Origin of the sequence: Formicincola oecophyllae (assembly GCF_006542395.2) — a bacterium.
Lineage (GTDB): Bacteria > Pseudomonadota > Alphaproteobacteria > Acetobacterales > Acetobacteraceae > Formicincola > Formicincola oecophyllae.
Window position 1 is genome coordinate 1,208,019 of the sequence record NZ_CP038231.1, and the last position, 14,763, is coordinate 1,222,781.

At 59.2% G+C, this 14,763-nt stretch carries 13 protein-coding genes and 2 tRNA genes; 7 read left to right on the top strand and 8 right to left on the bottom strand.

Features of this window, described 5'->3' with window-relative positions; all coding sequences use genetic code 11:
• Window positions 1–132: 132 nt before the first annotated feature.
• Both dksA and E3E12_RS05425 read left to right on the top strand, forming a co-directional pair.
• Entirely contained in the window at window positions 133–549 is a 417-nt protein-coding gene (gene dksA / locus E3E12_RS05420) for an RNA polymerase-binding protein DksA (RefSeq protein ID WP_141443412.1), read from the top strand.
• Window positions 550–691: 142 nt separating this feature from the next.
• Window positions 692–766 (top strand) — tRNA-Thr (locus E3E12_RS05425).
• Between the two features lie 55 nt (window positions 767–821).
• Here the strand turns inward: E3E12_RS05425 and E3E12_RS05430 are convergent.
• Window positions 822–1,352: a hypothetical protein gene (locus E3E12_RS05430; RefSeq protein ID WP_141443413.1), complete on the bottom strand. Its 531-nt coding sequence runs from the start codon at window positions 1,350–1,352 to the stop codon at window positions 822–824.
• 281 nt (window positions 1,353–1,633) lie between these two features.
• On the opposite strand from E3E12_RS05430, the gene gap reads away from it, so the two are divergent.
• Together gap and E3E12_RS05440 are read left to right on the top strand one after the other, a co-directional pair.
• Window positions 1,634–2,668 (top strand): type I glyceraldehyde-3-phosphate dehydrogenase, encoded by a 1,035-nt coding sequence (gap, locus tag E3E12_RS05435; RefSeq protein WP_141444109.1) that lies wholly within the window; start codon window positions 1,634–1,636, stop codon window positions 2,666–2,668.
• A 2-nt stretch (window positions 2,669–2,670) separates the two neighbouring features.
• The gene (locus tag E3E12_RS05440) at window positions 2,671–3,885 is read left to right on the top strand and encodes a phosphoglycerate kinase (RefSeq protein WP_141443414.1); all 1,215 of its coding nucleotides are present in this window, start codon (window positions 2,671–2,673) and stop codon (window positions 3,883–3,885) included.
• Between the two features lie 244 nt (window positions 3,886–4,129).
• On the opposite strand, the gene rpoH is transcribed toward E3E12_RS05440, so the two are convergent.
• Both rpoH and E3E12_RS05450 read right to left on the bottom strand, forming a co-directional pair.
• Window positions 4,130–5,011, bottom strand: a complete 882-nt coding sequence (rpoH, locus tag E3E12_RS05445; RefSeq protein ID WP_240810610.1) for an RNA polymerase sigma factor RpoH — start codon at window positions 5,009–5,011, stop codon at window positions 4,130–4,132.
• Window positions 5,012–5,390: 379 nt separating this feature from the next.
• Window positions 5,391–6,362: an RluA family pseudouridine synthase gene (locus E3E12_RS05450; protein WP_141443415.1), complete on the bottom strand. Its 972-nt coding sequence runs from the start codon at window positions 6,360–6,362 to the stop codon at window positions 5,391–5,393.
• Between the two features lie 70 nt (window positions 6,363–6,432).
• Between E3E12_RS05450 and E3E12_RS05455 the strand changes: the two genes are divergently transcribed.
• Window positions 6,433–6,972: a hypothetical protein gene (locus tag E3E12_RS05455; RefSeq protein WP_141443416.1), complete on the top strand. Its 540-nt coding sequence runs from the start codon at window positions 6,433–6,435 to the stop codon at window positions 6,970–6,972.
• Between the two features lie 36 nt (window positions 6,973–7,008).
• On the opposite strand, the gene rlmB is transcribed toward E3E12_RS05455, so the two are convergent.
• Window positions 7,009–7,800, bottom strand: coding sequence for a 23S rRNA (guanosine(2251)-2'-O)-methyltransferase RlmB (gene rlmB, locus E3E12_RS05460; RefSeq protein ID WP_141443417.1), 792 nt, complete (start codon window positions 7,798–7,800; stop codon window positions 7,009–7,011).
• A 99-nt stretch (window positions 7,801–7,899) separates the two neighbouring features.
• Here rlmB and E3E12_RS05465 point away from each other — a divergent pair.
• Window positions 7,900–7,985: transfer RNA gene (locus tag E3E12_RS05465), tRNA-Tyr, on the top strand.
• A 226-nt stretch (window positions 7,986–8,211) separates the two neighbouring features.
• Here E3E12_RS05465 and E3E12_RS05470 read toward each other — a convergent pair.
• The 3 genes from E3E12_RS05470 to E3E12_RS05480 form a co-directional block, all read right to left on the bottom strand.
• Window positions 8,212–9,324, bottom strand: a complete 1,113-nt coding sequence (locus E3E12_RS05470; protein ID WP_141443418.1) for an MIP/aquaporin family protein — start codon at window positions 9,322–9,324, stop codon at window positions 8,212–8,214.
• Window positions 9,325–9,435: 111 nt separating this feature from the next.
• The gene (locus tag E3E12_RS05475) at window positions 9,436–11,475 is read right to left on the bottom strand and encodes a DNA gyrase/topoisomerase IV subunit B (protein ID WP_141444111.1); all 2,040 of its coding nucleotides are present in this window, start codon (window positions 11,473–11,475) and stop codon (window positions 9,436–9,438) included.
• Window positions 11,476–11,682: 207 nt separating this feature from the next.
• Window positions 11,683–12,252, bottom strand: coding sequence for a hypothetical protein (locus tag E3E12_RS05480; protein WP_141443419.1), 570 nt, complete (start codon window positions 12,250–12,252; stop codon window positions 11,683–11,685).
• A 306-nt stretch (window positions 12,253–12,558) separates the two neighbouring features.
• On the opposite strand from E3E12_RS05480, the gene E3E12_RS05485 reads away from it, so the two are divergent.
• Window positions 12,559–13,215: a hypothetical protein gene (locus tag E3E12_RS05485; protein ID WP_141443420.1), complete on the top strand. Its 657-nt coding sequence runs from the start codon at window positions 12,559–12,561 to the stop codon at window positions 13,213–13,215.
• Between the two features lie 143 nt (window positions 13,216–13,358).
• Here the strand turns inward: E3E12_RS05485 and E3E12_RS05490 are convergent, their stop codons facing one another.
• Complete coding sequence (locus E3E12_RS05490) at window positions 13,359–14,720, bottom strand: OmpA family protein (protein WP_141443421.1); 1,362 nt, start codon at window positions 14,718–14,720, stop codon at window positions 13,359–13,361.
• Between the last annotated feature and the right edge of the window lie 43 nt (window positions 14,721–14,763).

Below are 14,763 nucleotides of genomic sequence, written 5' to 3' on the forward strand. Positions count from 1 at the left end.
CTCCGCCATAAGGGGGCGTCCCTGGGGCCTGTTCTGGCCCTGTAATGCCCAGAAAGCCTCAGGGCTGGGGAATGTGAGGAAGGCCCAGGGGTTCTGGGGCAGCTTTGCACTGCCGCACAGTGGAGGAACCGCATGTTAACGCTTTCGCCAGATTACCGCCCAAGCAATGACGAAGAGTTCATGAACCCGCTGCAGCGGGAATATTTCAGGCGCAAGCTGTGCCAGTGGCGCACTGAACTTCTGCGGGAGGCTGGCATGACGCTGGCCAGCCTCTCCAACGAGGGTGCCATCCAGGAGCCAGACCTCACTGACCGCGCCGCTGTAGAGACTGACCGCGCTTTCGAGTTCAGGACACGTGACCGCGCACGCAAGCTCATCATCAAAATCGACATGGCCTTGAGCCGCATTGAGGATGGCACTTATGGCTATTGCGAGGACACAGGCGTGCCCATCAGCTTGCAGCGCCTTGAGGCACGCCCTATCGCCACGCTTTCCATTGAGGCCCAGGAGCGCCATGAGCGCCATGAACGCACCCACCGTGATGAATAAGGCATGAGGAGACCCCGTCCCAGCGTTCATGCCACCATGGCGGGGTTGGGCGAAGGGCCCACACAAGGCTTTTTTCCCCTAATTTTTCTTAGGGGGCGCTTGCCACCAGCATGATGATGGGCTAAGCATCCCTTCAACCGGCGCTGCCGTAGCTCAGTGGTAGAGCACTCCCTTGGTAAGGGAGAGGTCGAGAGTTCAATCCTCTCTGGCAGCACCAGTTTTATTCTCAAACGCAGGCGCCCCAGCGGCCCTGCGTTTTTTGTTGTCTGCCCTCAGCGCACAGTAACGCGCACAGCAGGTTGCAGCAGCCCAGGCACACTGATGACTTTCATCTGTACCTGCACGTCACGGGCGCCGCTTGCTACCAGTTCAGCGGCGATGGGCTCAACGGCGTCATGGTTCAGGGCTTCAAGCCTTTTGGTTTGCTCATCAGGGGTGGGTGCCAAAGGCGCTGTGCCCGTCACTTGGAAAAGGATGTTGCGCTTGCTGGAAAGCGCTGCCTGAACAGCTTGGTGCAGAACAGGTTTCCACGTGCTTTCTGGTGTGGGCACCATAACCTCTAGCAGAGCTGGCGCCCCTGGGCGCACGGCTTTGGGGGCAGGGTGGGGGACGTAAGGGGCTTTGCCGGCCATGGGGTCGAACGTGCGTTGGTCCAGCGGATGGCAGGCGCCAAGGGCGGCTATGGCAGCGACCAACCCCCATCCCCAAAGGGCGCGCCGGCTGGCTGAACTGAAACTGCCATGGCGGGAAGATGACTTTCTGGCAAGCAGCCAGGAGGTTGTGGGAAAACGGGGCAATGGCATGGCGGCTTCCTGGCGGCGCGGGGACTTGGCCCCATGGGGGCTGGCGGAAAAGCGGGCCTGCAGCCTGCCAGCGCACCGGCTGGGTGTGAAGGGGGCCCTAAAAGCGCGGAGGCGCCATGCATGAATAACGCATCTTGGAGCCGTGCGGCACCGGGGTGGTGTGTTATGTTGCTGGCTGTCCCTTGAGAACACGCATGTCTGCGGGCATGTGTTAAAAGAAGGAAGCGATACACATGGCAGCCCAGAAAGTGGAATGCATTAACGGTTTCGGTCAGAAAGTCATGGCCGTTCCCCAGAAGATCGCCATCAACGGCTTCGGCCGCATTGGCCGTCTCGTGCTGCGCGGTATTATTGAAACCGGCCGCACGGACGTTATTCCCGAGCTCATCAATGACCTCGGCAATGTTGAGGACCTGGCCCTCCTGCTGCGCTACGATTCAGTGCATGGCCGTTTCCCTGGCGAGATCATCGTCAACGGCAACACCATCACCATCAAGAGCAAAGACGGCAAGCGCACCTGGGGCCCCATCAAGGTGACCGCCGAGCGTGACCCCAAGGCCCTCCCCCTGCAGGGCATTGACGTCTGCATGGAATGCACCGGCATTTTCCGCACCAAGGAAAAAGCTCAGCCCCTGCTGGACGCCGGCGCCAAGCACGTCTTGATCTCCGCCCCTGCTAAGCAGGTTGACGCCACCATCGTCTACGGTGTGGACAACGAAGTCCTGCGCCCTGACATGACCGTCATCTCCAACGGCTCCTGCACCACCAACTGCCTTGCCCCCATCTGCAAGGTCCTGCTGGACGCCACGGGCATCAAGTGCGGTTACATGCTGACCGTCCACTCCTTCACCGGTGACCAGCGCACCATCGACAGCATCCATAAGGATCCCCGTCGTGGCCGCGCTGCCTCCGTCAACATGATCCCGACCAAGACGGGCGCTGCAGAGGCTGTCGCCGCCGTGCTGCCCATCCTGAAAGGCCGCCTGACCGGCAACGCCGTTCGCGTGCCGACCCCAGACGTGTCCTTCGTGGCGCTGGACTACATCCCCGAGCGCAAGCCCGCCTCCCTGGATGACGTCAACAACGCCATGAAGAAAGCTTCTGAGGCTGGCAGCCTGAAGGGCGTTCTGGGTTACAACACTGACCCGCTGGTGAGCTCCGACTTCATCCACTCACCGTTCTCTTCCATTTTCGATGCCACGGAAACCCGTTGGGTCAATGATGGCGAGATCGTCCACGTCAGCGGTTGGTACGACAACGAGTGGGGCTTCTCCAACCGTATGTCTGACGTCGCCGCCCTGTACGGGGAATTCTGATCATGGCTTTCCGCACACTCGACAATGCTGATGTGCGCGGAAAGCGGGTTCTGCTCCGTGCTGACCTCAACGTGCCTATGCACGATGGCGTCATCACGGACACCACCCGTCTTGACCGCGTTGCCCCCACCATCCGTGAACTTGCCAAGGATGGTGGCAAAGTCATCCTGCTGAGCCACTTTGCCCGTCCCAAAGGCAAGGTCGTTCCGGAAATGTCCCTTGCTCCCGTTGCCAAGAAGCTTTCCGAGATCCTTGGCATGCCTGTCGCCTTCGCCTCTGACTGCGTTGGCCCCAAGGCGAAGGAAGCTGTGGACGCCCTGAAGGATGGCCAGGTGCTGGTTCTTGAAAACACTCGCTTCCACGCGGGTGAGGAAAAGAACGACCCAGCCTTCGCCAAAGAGTTGGCTGCTAACGGTGACATCTATGTTGATGACGCCTTCTCAGCTTCTCACCGTGCCCATGCCTCTACAGAGGGCATCGCCCACCTGCTGCCCGCTTTCGCTGGCCGCTTGATGGAGCAGGAACTCAAAGCGCTTGAGAAAGCCCTTGAGCATCCAGAGCGCCCTGTTGGTGCCATCATCGGTGGGTCCAAGATCTCCACCAAGATTGCGCTGCTCAACAACATGGTTGCCAAGGTGAACGTGCTGGTCATTGGCGGCGCCATGGCTAACACCTTCCTGGGCGCTCAGGGCGTGAATGTCGGCAAGTCCCTCCAGGAGAAGGACATGTACCCGACAGCCCTGGAAATCCTGAAGACGGCCAAAGCCAAGGGTTGCGACATCATCCTGCCGGTTGATGCCGTGGTCGCCAAGGAATTCGCCCCGAATGTGGCTACGGAGACGGTTGCGATTGACGCCGTTCCTTCTGACGCCATGATTCTGGATGTTGGCCCCAAAACAGTTGAGCTGATCATCGCCAAGATGAAGACGCTTCGCACGCTGGTTTGGAATGGCCCGCTTGGCGCGTTTGAGGTGCCCCCCTTCGACAAGGCGACTGTGGACGTGGCCCGCGCTGCTGCCCAGCTCACCAAGGAAGGCAAGCTCATCACGGTTGCTGGCGGTGGTGACACCGTCTCTGCCTTGAAGCACGCTGGCGTTGCTAATGATTTCACTTACCTCTCAACGGCAGGCGGTGCCTTCCTTGAGTGGCTGGAAGGCAAAGTCCTCCCAGGTGTGAAAGTGCTTGAGACCACAGGCGCCGAACTCGGCCTTGGCTGATAAGCTCAGCCCTTGCCCTCCCTTAAGGGCAAGGTGGTTCTAAAAGATCTAGAGCGCTTTAACTACAGTGTTCTAGTCCATGTGAGAAACCCTTTTCCTCCTTTGGGGAAAAGGGTTTCTCATATTGAACGATAAATTTTCTTCCATCAAAACCCTTTGGGGGCGTTCTTAGGGTGGCAAGATGGCTCCAGGGCGCTCCCTGACGAGAAGGGAAGGGTTTTTAAGGGCCCCAGGCCCCAAACTCTTAATCTTGCAAACCTTTGTCACGGTGGCTGTTTTCAACGGCGCCTGCCATGCTGTTTTGGATTTTCTCAAGGGCACGGGCCTCAATCTGCCTAATGCGCTCGCGTGAAACGCCATAGTGCTTTGAAAGTTCCTCCAAGGTGGATGGTTCGTCTTTCAAGCGCCTTTCCTTCAGGATGTGTTTCTCGCGTTCATTGAGGCCACCCATGGCTTTAGAGAGCAAGGCACGGCGTTTGCCCATCTCTTCATCACGGGCCAGGCTTTCCTCTTGGCTGTCTTGGTCATCAACAAGCCAATCTTGCCATTCTCCTTCTCCCTCAACGCGCAAAGGCGCATTAAGGCTGTGGTCTGGCGCCGCCAAGCGTCTGTTCATGGAGATGACGTCCTGTTCAGGAACGTCAAGCGAAGTCGCGATTTGAGCAACTTGCTCTGGGTGCAGGTCGCCTTCATCGAAGGCCTGCATTTGCCCTTTCAAGCGCCGCAAATTGAAGAACAGCTTCTTCTGCGCTGCGGTAGTGCCCATTTTGACTAAGGACCAGCTGTGCAGAATGTATTCCTGCATGGCGGCTCTGATCCACCACATGGCGTAAGTGGCCAGCCTGAAGCCGCGCTCAGGGTCAAAACGCCGCACAGCTTGCATGATGCCAATGTTGCCTTCACTGATAAGTTCACTGACAGGCAACCCATAGCCGCGGTAGCTCATGGCGATTTTAGCCACAAGCCGCAGATGTGACGTCACCAGGCGGTGTGCTGCCTCCCTGTCCTGGTCGTAAAACCAGGCCCGGGCCAAGGCCAGTTCCTCCTCAGGGGTCAACAAGGGGTAACGCCTGATCTCCTGTAGGTAGCGTGATAAATTGTCTTCAGGGCTGCTGAGGACAGGCAGGTTGGGTGTTTTTTTGCGCGCTGTCCGGTCCAAGGCTTTTTGAGTGGAAATTACCGGTAGGTTGCGCGCCCGCTCTGGGCCAGGCGCCATGCTGGGCGCTGTTGGCACCGGTGGATGCTTGGTAGCTTTGTTGGTGGTACTGGGCTGCACAGATATTTTGTGGGGCGCGCTTTTCTTGGCGCCCACTTTGGTGGGGGCGCCAGCAGCTTTAGGCGTGGCTGCCTTCCCCTTGGAAGGCGTTTTGCGGACTGTAGTGGTGGATGGAGCTGCCATGATGGTTTCCGATTTGTCCAGTCACGCTGTAGGGGTGGGAGTCATTGCAGACCACCAACATGGCCTGAATGTGGTTACACTGCCATGGCTGTGAACCAGAATTGGTTTAGGCCGTTTGTGAGGGGCGTAAGGCCGCCAAAAGCTTTTCCATGTCAGGTGGCAACGGTGCTGTGAAATGCATCATCTCACCTGTGCGGGGGTGACGAAAGCCCAGGCTTGCAGCATGGAGGGCTTGGCGTGGAAAATCCAGCGCCGCGGCTTTGGGGGCACTGGCCATGGCCCGGGCGGGGGCTGGAATACGGCGCAGATAAAGGGGATCACCCACCAAGGGGTGGCCATTATGGGCGAAATGCACCCTGATTTGGTGCGTGCGCCCAGTTGCCAAGCGACAGGCGACCAATGTTGCCGCTGTGCCCAACCTTTCCACCGTCTCGTAATGGGTGCGGGCTTCCTTGCCACCCCGTTCCACAACGGCCATGCGTTTGCGGTCACGCTTGTCACGACCAATGTTGCCTTCGTAGTCACCTTCAAGGGGAACCATCTGCCCCCATGCCACTGCCAAATAGCGCCGTTCCAGTTCACGGCGGGTAGCGAAGGTTTCTGAAAGGGCATGATGGGCCCGTTCAGTTTTGGCCACCACCATGACACCGGAAGTGTCCTTGTCCAGTCGGTGCACAATGCCAGGGCGCTTTTCACCGCCAATGCCCATGAAACCTTCACCGCAATGGGCCAGGAGCGCATTGACCAAAGTGCCGTTCTCATGGCCTGGGGCTGGGTGAACCACCAACCCTGCCGGCTTATTGATAACAATGAGGTCATCATCCTCATGAATGATGTCCAGCGCCATGGCTTCAGCGCGCGGGGTGGCCGGGGCAGCTGGGGGAACCTCCAAAGTGATAGTGTGCCCTGGCCGCACCATCATGGCGGGGTCGGTGACGGTCTGCCCATTGCAGCGCAAGTGCCCTTGCTCAATCAATGCCTTGGTGCGCGAGCGCGACAGGCCATCGAGCTTCTCAGCCAGATAGCGATCCACCCGTTGGGGCTCCATGCCAGGCTGCGCTATGAATTGATGGGACATGCCTGAGAGCGCATCCTGACCATCAAGGCCAGGGGGGCGTTGGGCATGATTTCCATTGGCGGAGGCTTGCATGAGTGTGGCGGTAGAAGAGGCTGAAGGTAAACCAGAGGACATAAAGGGCATTGTAGCGCCAAATGGTGCAGGCAGCGAGGGCGCTTCAGAAGATGCCCCCACCGCTGGAGGAGGCGGGGGGGATGACGTGCCGCCTTACAAGCCGCCACGTCTTTTGTTGGCGGCCGTGATCATCATGGGCATTATGCTTGTGGTGGGGGTGGTGTTTCTTGTTTACACCGTCATCGTGCGGGCCAGCCATCATGATGTTGTAGCAAGCCGGCCTGTGCCAGCCATGACTGTTGTCCATGGACAGGATTTTACCCTCCGTCCTGTTTTGAGCGATGAACCTGAAAGCCGTCTGATGGTGCCAGCACGCCCGGGGGAATGGATCCAATCCGTCACAGCGCGCCCTGATGGCGCCTTGGCTGTGTTGCTGAACAGTGACCAAGGCAGCCGCATTGTGCTCTGGGCCCCTGAGAGGGCACGTGTCATGGCGGAGTTCCAGCTGACTGGCTCAGCACCCCGAACGGCGCCCCAGGCCCAGCAAAGCCATTGAAGGGTGGCCCCTTCCCTGGCTTGTGGAGGGGGCCCGTCAGCCCTGGGCGCGCGTCATTTCATAAAGGGCGATAGCAGCGGCGTTGGAGACATTGAGGCTTTCCATAGCCCCAGGCATAGGGATGGAGACGATTTCATCGCAGCTTTCACGGGTCAGGCGGCGCATGCCAGCCCCTTCAGCCCCCATCACCAAAGCAGCGCGGCCTTTGGGCTTGGTGCTGTGCAAAGGGGTGCCACCAGCATCAAGGCCCATTGTCCAGATGTCAGCGTTCTGAAGCTCCTTGATGGTGCGTGAAAGATTGGTGACATGCACCAGAGGAACGGCATCAAGGGCGCCAGAGGCTGCTTTGGCCATGCTGGCGGTTTCAGCAGGGGCATTGCGTGAAGGCACCACCACGCAGGCAGCCCCAAAAGCCGCTGCGGAACGCAGGATAGCACCTATGTTGTGGGGATCCGTCACTTGGTCGAGAAGCAGCACAGGACCAGGGCGCTGTGCCAGGACGTCTTCAAGGTCTGGGTTTTCCAGGGGGGATACCAGCAGCGCTGCCCCTTGGTGGACAGCGCCTGGGGGACAGACGGCGTCAATGTCAGGCCGTTTGACCAGTTTGGGCAGCATGTTGTCAGGAACAGGGAGCTGCTCCTGGGCTTCTGACGTCAGGAGAAGGTCATGCTTTTGGCGGGACGGGTTGTTAAGTGCTGCTGCAACGGCGTGAAGCCCGTAAAGCCAGTAGCGGCCACCAGGGCCTGGAGTGCCTGTACGGGGGGCTGCATTGCGTGCGCCCCGGCCCCGGCCAGAACGGGGTGAGGAAGGGAAGGGTTTTTTGCTCATCCTTTGTCTATAAACTCTTTTTTTGGTGAGCGATGCAGAAAAAGCCCTGTAATTGTTTGACACTAAAGCCATGACGTTTTAAGTGAGACACACTCTTTCGGAGGAGTGCCCGAGTGGCTAAAGGGGGCGGACTGTAAATCCGCTGGCGTACGCCTACGTTGGTTCGAATCCAACCTCCTCCACCAGAGAGCATGATTGGAAAAGCCTGTTGCCCCTAGGGTGCAACAGGCTTTTTGCATGATGGCTCCCTTTCCCCCAGACGTTTTCTCATGGCTCTTTGCCTAAGCGCTTGATAGGGGGGCGTTCACCCCTCATCAAGGTTTTACCAGGGGTTGGGGGATGGCGCGAAGCTTTCTGGATGCCTCACTGGCAGAAGTTAATGCCCCTATTGGAGGCTTCAGCCAATACTATTCAATTTGCAACCGGTCCGGCTGGACTTTCATCCACAGCTACCGGGTCGGGGCCACTGGTTTTGGGGGGTGGGTTGGCCTTAAGCCACTCAGGTGACGGACCTGCCGCTTCAGGCTCAGCGAATTGGGGCACACGCCCATAATGGCCGAAATTCACCAATCTGGCCTCACGCAGGGAAAGCTTGCCGAGAACAGCGCTCCGCACCAAGAAAATGGCCAGTGCTGAACCCAGGAATGGCCCCACCAGGTAAATCCACAGCCCCCTGTAATCGTGCATGAACAGGGCTGGCGCCAAAGTGCGTGTGAAATTGGTGCTGTCACCGCTGATGAAAGCCACCAGCGGATTCATGATGCAGAAATAAGGCCCCGTCCACCAAGCCGCAAAACGTTGGAAGCGTGGATGGGCCACAAACCACAACATCACCAGCACCAGCCCCATCGTGGCGATGAGCTCTGCCACCATGACGGCCCACAGGGGCCATTCATGGGCAGGGTACGTGCCACCATAACCCGTTTGCTGGGCCATTTGCGCCCACTGGGGGACCAGGCACCCTACTAACCACAGGGCTGCTGTCCCCATGAGGCTCCCTAGAAGTTGGGCACCAAAATAGCCCAGCATGTCTGGCGCTTTCATGCGCCCAGACAGAAAAAAGGCCAGTGAGACGGAGGGGTTGAGGTGCGCACCACTGACTTTGCCAAAACGTGTCAGGGCGCCTGCTGTGCAGGCGAGGCCAAAACCCAACCCACACAAGGCGATCTGCACCAGGGGCCAGTGGCGCAACCATTGCGCTAAGGGGGAGGATGAAGCCAACGTCACCATGCAGACGCTCAACCCAACAACCATCATGATGGCTGTGGCTAAAGCTTCGCAGCCGTAAAGGCGCCAATGCCAGCGCTGTGTGGGCGCGCCTGAAAGGGGGCGGTCCTTCAGCTCATGCAGGTAGAACCTGATGTGTGGGAACTTAATGTGGGGCTTTTTGCCATGAAGCGCCCCCTGGATAGTGTGGCCGCCATGGCGCCGCACCCATCGCCAAACATGGCGCTGCATCTTGGCCAGCCGTGCCTGAGGCGCTCTGCGTGGCGTGGAGGGTTGTTGATGGGGCGCGTCAGTCATGCTTGCCACTCCGAAAGGGCAGGGACAGCACCTGCTTCCCGCCCAATCGGTTGCCTTGATGGCACAGTAGGCGGGGGCGGGGGAACCAGCCTGCCACGCCCTGGAAGCAGGTCAGATATCCAGGTCCGTCACAGTGCTGGCATTCTCCTGGATGAAACGGAAACGGGGCTGGGGGTTGCGGCCCATCAAGTCCTCAACGCGGCTTTCAGTGGCTTCCTGCCGTTCGGGGGGAAGTTCAACACGCAGCAAAGTGCGTTGGCCTGGGTTCATGGTGGTTTCCTTCAAATCCCCCACGGGCATCTCACCAAGGCCTTTGAAGCGCGAAATCTCCACCTTGTCCGTTTTGCGGAATTTGGTGCGGCGAAGCTTGTCGCGTTCAGCGTCATCCATGGCGTAGAATGTCTTCTTGCCATGGGTGAGGCGGTAAAGGGGCGGGCATGCCAGGTAAAGGTGGCCGTTGCGGATGAGGTCAGGCATTTCCCGGTAGAAGAACGTGATGAGCAAAGAAGCGATGTGCGCCCCATCAACGTCAGCGTCTGTCATGATGACGATGCGGTCATAACGCAGCTTCTCAAGGGCGAACTCCCGCCCCAGACCACAACCGAGGGCCTCTGTAAGGTCGCGCAGCTCTTGGTTGGCAATGAGCTTGTCAGAGGTGGCTGAAGCCACATTGAGGATCTTGCCACGCAAAGGCAGCACAGCCTGGGTTTCACGGTTGCGGGCCTGGCGGGCAGACCCCCCTGCCGACTCCCCCTCCACCAGGAAGATTTCCGTGTTTTGGTGGCGTGTGGCCGTGCAGTCAGTGAGCTTGCCAGGCAGCGTGAGCCTGCGCGTGGCGCTTTTGCGCGAAATGTCCTGCCGGTCGCGGCGGCGCAGCCTCTCCTCAGCCAAGGTGGCGGCCTTCTCCACCAATAGGTCAGCCTGGGTGGGGTCGGCGCCAAACCACTGGTCAAGACGGTCGCGCAGGGCAGCTTCCACTTGACGGCTAACACCGCTATTAGTCAGCTTCTCCTTGGTTTGGCCTTGGAATTGCGGGTCTGGGATGAACACAGACAGCCGCACGGCTGTGAAGCTCAGAATGTCATCAGCCGTGATGGCGGCTGCTTGCCTGACTTTGCGTTCCTCCCCCCAGGCGCGGAAGCTTTTGGTCAAGGCGGCGCGCAAGCCAGCCTCATGCGTGCCCCCTTGGGGTGTGGGAATGGTGTTGCACCATGACACCACATTGGCAGTGCCACCGTTCAGGAAGGCCATGGCCCATTCCATACGGCCAGATGATTTCTTGCTGCGTCCTGCAGGGGGGAAATCCACCCTATCGTCCCAGGGAACGAGGATCTCCGCCCCTTCACGCGCTTGGAGTTCCCCAGCCAGCGCGTCCGCCAGGCCATTAGGGAAGTGAATGTCGGCTTCAGCAGGGACAGAGCTGTCTTCAGGTAACAGGTCAGGGTTGCAGCGCCATTTAATGGTGACACCCCGAAACAGCGCCGCCTTGGCGTGGCAAATGGTGTAGAGGCGCTGAGGGGAGAAATGCTGGCGCCCGAAGATCTCCTCATCAGGGGTGAAGCGCACCAGCGTGCCGCGCCGGTTGGGGGCGCCCCCTACATCCTCCAAAGGGGTTTGGGGGTGGCCTTGGCTGAATACCTGCCTGTGAAGGCGCTTCTGCTGGGCGACCTCCACTTCAAGAAAGCTGGAAAGGGCATTGACCACAGAGCTGCCCACACCATGAAGGCCGCCAGAGAAGCCATAAGCCTCCCCAGAGAATTTGCCGCCAGCGTGCAGGATGGTGAAGATCACTTCCAGCGCTGATTTGTCAGGGAATTTGGGGTGTTTGCCAATGGGTATGCCACGGCCATTGTCGCGAACGCTCAGCGTTGTGGCGTTTTCAAGCGTCACTTCAATGGTGCTGGCATGGCCACTGACGGCTTCATCCATGGCGTTGTCGATGATTTCCACCGCCAAATGGTGGAAAGCGGTGGCATCAGTGCCACCAATGTACATGCCAGGGCGCCTGCGGACGGCTTCAAGCCCATCCAGGACCTCGATGGCCTGGGCATCGTAAAGGTTGCTGGAAGAAGGGCCAGCTGTGGAGGTTTTTGAGGAGGCACTTTGCTGGGCAAGAAGGTCCAGCGGTGGTGTGGCGGGCGTGGAAGCCATGTGTTCTGGTGACGCTTTCATCATGTCAGACAGGCCAACCACCCTATCAGGCCCTTGAAGGGGGGCTGAGCGTGGCATCGTCATGGCCTGCCATCATGACACGGCCTGTCGGATGTTCATTGTCAAAAAAGTGGCCGGGCTGTGAAGCCTGGCCCCTGCGGCCCTACCCAAAGCGCGCCAAGTGGCACAGGGGGCTGCAGTCGGAAATCACTTCCTGTGGGTGCGGCCATGGCGCGCGTGGCGGCGCGCGGTGCGCATAATGCGGTGGAAAGTGTGGGTGACGCTGCCCTGGCAGGCCTGTTCATAGGAGGGGGGCTGCGTGATGGCTTTGGCTTCAGCGTAATGAATAAGGTCAGGGCCATTCTGCAGGACGTTCACCTCATCAAACATGGGGGTGCGCTGGGTGCAGAAAAGGGTGCCTTGCTTGCCGCCCTGAAGGGACTGCACATCAGCAAGCTGGGTGACGTAATCATCGCGAAGTTTGGCGCCGCGAGCACCGTAGGTGCGGCGAAAGTAAGCGTCCAGCGTGTGTTCATTAGCCAGCAGAATGGGCCGGAACTTCATGACGAAGGCATTGTAGCGTTCCTGCTGGCCACAAGCGAGCGCCGTAACCATGAGTTCAGACTTGAGGCCTTCAAGGGCGAAGGCGCCATGGTCAGCCGTGGCGGCAGCGCCACAATCCTTCGCGCTGGCATGCCCTGCCATGATCAGAGAAGCAGTGGCAAACAGACCAGCGGCAAGCCCTGCTGGTGAGAAGCGGAAGGAGGGGAACTGCATGGGAAATCTCCAGGTGAACGCTGGCCAATTATAGCACGGTGAAGCCGCCGAAACCACAAAACAGGAACCTTTTTGAAAACTGTTTTCTCAAGGTCCTGGCAGCAGGGTCAGGCAGGCGGGTGAGGGAGATGAAAGGGGCGCCCAAGGGGAACGCTTTTTATGCATGTGCGGTCTTTCATTCTCTTTTGCTGTTTATCAGCTTATTCTGCATGTTACGCAAACACCCTCTTCGCTGGGAGGGCACGGAGCGCCACCCAATGCCTGGGCTTGCAGGCGGCCGTGACATGAATTCTGGAGACACACATCATGCATTCACCCTTCAAGGCCGCCAGCGCCCTCACGCGCTCCATTACCCGTGCCGGGGGGTTGTCACTGGCTGCTGGCGTTCTGGGCGCTGGGCTGCTTGGTGGCTGCCAGCAGCAGCCTAATGGTGGCCCTATTGCCTTGACCACCAACAACCCCTTCCGCACAGGCTTGCAGAATGCCGCTGTGTGCACCCTTTCGCCCATCACGCAGGATGGCGCCAACCATTATGCCATCACCATGACTGTCAGCAATGAAGGTGGCGTTTGCGGCTTCCCGGCCCCTGGTAACAATGGCAAGCAGTACGCTTCCTATGGTGTTGACCCTTCCCCAGCTGCTGGGCAGGTCTACATGTATAACTGGGACGGCAAAACAGACGTTGACTTCACCCCACGTCCTGGCCAGCAGGGCCAGGAGACATTCGGTGTGGTGTTGATTCCAGCTGGTACGGCTCCCCGCGCTACCATGACGGTGACGGTCAATGCAGGTGCTACCCCTGCCAGCACAGCCACGCCAGCAGCTACAGCACCAGCTGCTGTTACGCCTACGCCAGCTGCCACGGCACCCAAGGCTGCAGCGAAAGAAACCAAAGCTACCAAGACTAAGGTCCGTAGGCACCACAGGGTGGTGCGCGCCCGTGCCCACAGGAAAGCGCGCTAAGGCCCATTAAGCCTTTGTGCCAAGGTGCGGGTTTTCCACCCCACCTTGGCGGGGCGTCTTCATGCCCATGGGTGTTGGAGTAATAGAAAAAGCCCTTGCCAAAACAGCAAGGGCTTTTTCTCTGCGGTGCTGTGACGAAGGCGTTACTTAATTTCAATCACAACACGGCGGTTCTGGGCTTCGCGCACATTAGGCCCAGTGGCTACCAAGGGATGCGTGTCGCCATAAGACTTCACGGAAATGAGGCCAGCAGCCACACCATCACGAATTAGCTCTGCCTTGACGGCATCAGCGCGCTTCAGCCCCAGCTTATAATTGTAGGCGTGGGCCTGGGTGCCACCAGAGGTGTCAGTGTAGCCATTGACCAAAACACGCGTGAATTGAACAGCCGTGGAGCTGCGCGCTGCAGAATCAACAATGGCCCGTGCCCGCCCTGTAAGAGCAGCTGAGTTCCAGTCAAAAAAGACCAGATAGGTGCGCACCGGTGCCCGCGCTGGCGCTGCGACCGTACGCGCTGCAGGTGGTGGCGGCGGTGGCGCTGGGTCGAATTCGTAGCGCAGCCCCAACATGAGCGAATGGTTGAAGTAGGTTTTTGAGCCCATGCGGCCGTGGCCACTGGCATAGATGTTCTTGTTGCCATCCGTTGCCACGCCAGAGGCGCGCCAGCTGTGACGGTTGCTGCCCCAGCTGCTCAGGAAGCGATATTCAGTTGTGGCGGAAAGCCCCACAACCCAAGGCAGGGGGAAGGCCAGGCCGAACATGCCCTGGTAAGCGAATTCCCCTGCAGTACCGCCCAAACGCTCATTGTAGTGGCCAAGCTTCATCATCTGGCCAGTGGCCAGGTTGCGCACAGAACCATGCTGGTTGGCGGAGATACCAGCATGTTCATTCTGCCAGATGTAACCCACGCCGGCACCGAAATAGGGGTAGAGCCAGTTCAGCCCCACATCCATGTCAAAAAAGGCGTTGGCCATGACGTCGTAGGTGCGCTCATGCCCACTGGTTTGGGCGCCCAGCCCTGGGTCGTGGAAATGGCCAAGGCGGTTTTCCCGGTAACCCCCCTCAACCTCCACACGGAAGCCATTGTCAAAACCATAACCCACACTGCCAGAACCCATGATGCCAGGATCGAATTCCTGACGCCCTGAGGTGTAGCGGTTTTGCTGCAGCCGCTCATTGGCCCAGCTATGGTGGCTCCAGTATTCGGCATTGTGATTCAGCTTGTGGCACTGCTTGTGGCTGAGGCCAGAGCAGTCAGGCTTGCCGCCAGCGCCATAAGGGCTGTCCGACCCCATAGGGGTGCCTTGGGGCTGCATCATCTGGCCCTGCGTGAAGGTGGCCCCGATGTCGCCATTAATGTAGAGGCCGCGCACAGGTTGAGCCTGCGCGACACTGGCCACCCCAAGGCCAGACAGGCATGCCAGTGCGCCGCTCACGATGCCGCCACGCATGAAAAGCGCGCGACCGCGGGCCTTCATGGCCATGATCGTGATGCGGTGCTTCATGTAATACTCCCACCCAGACAGTGCTTTTTCTTTTCGCTTAAAC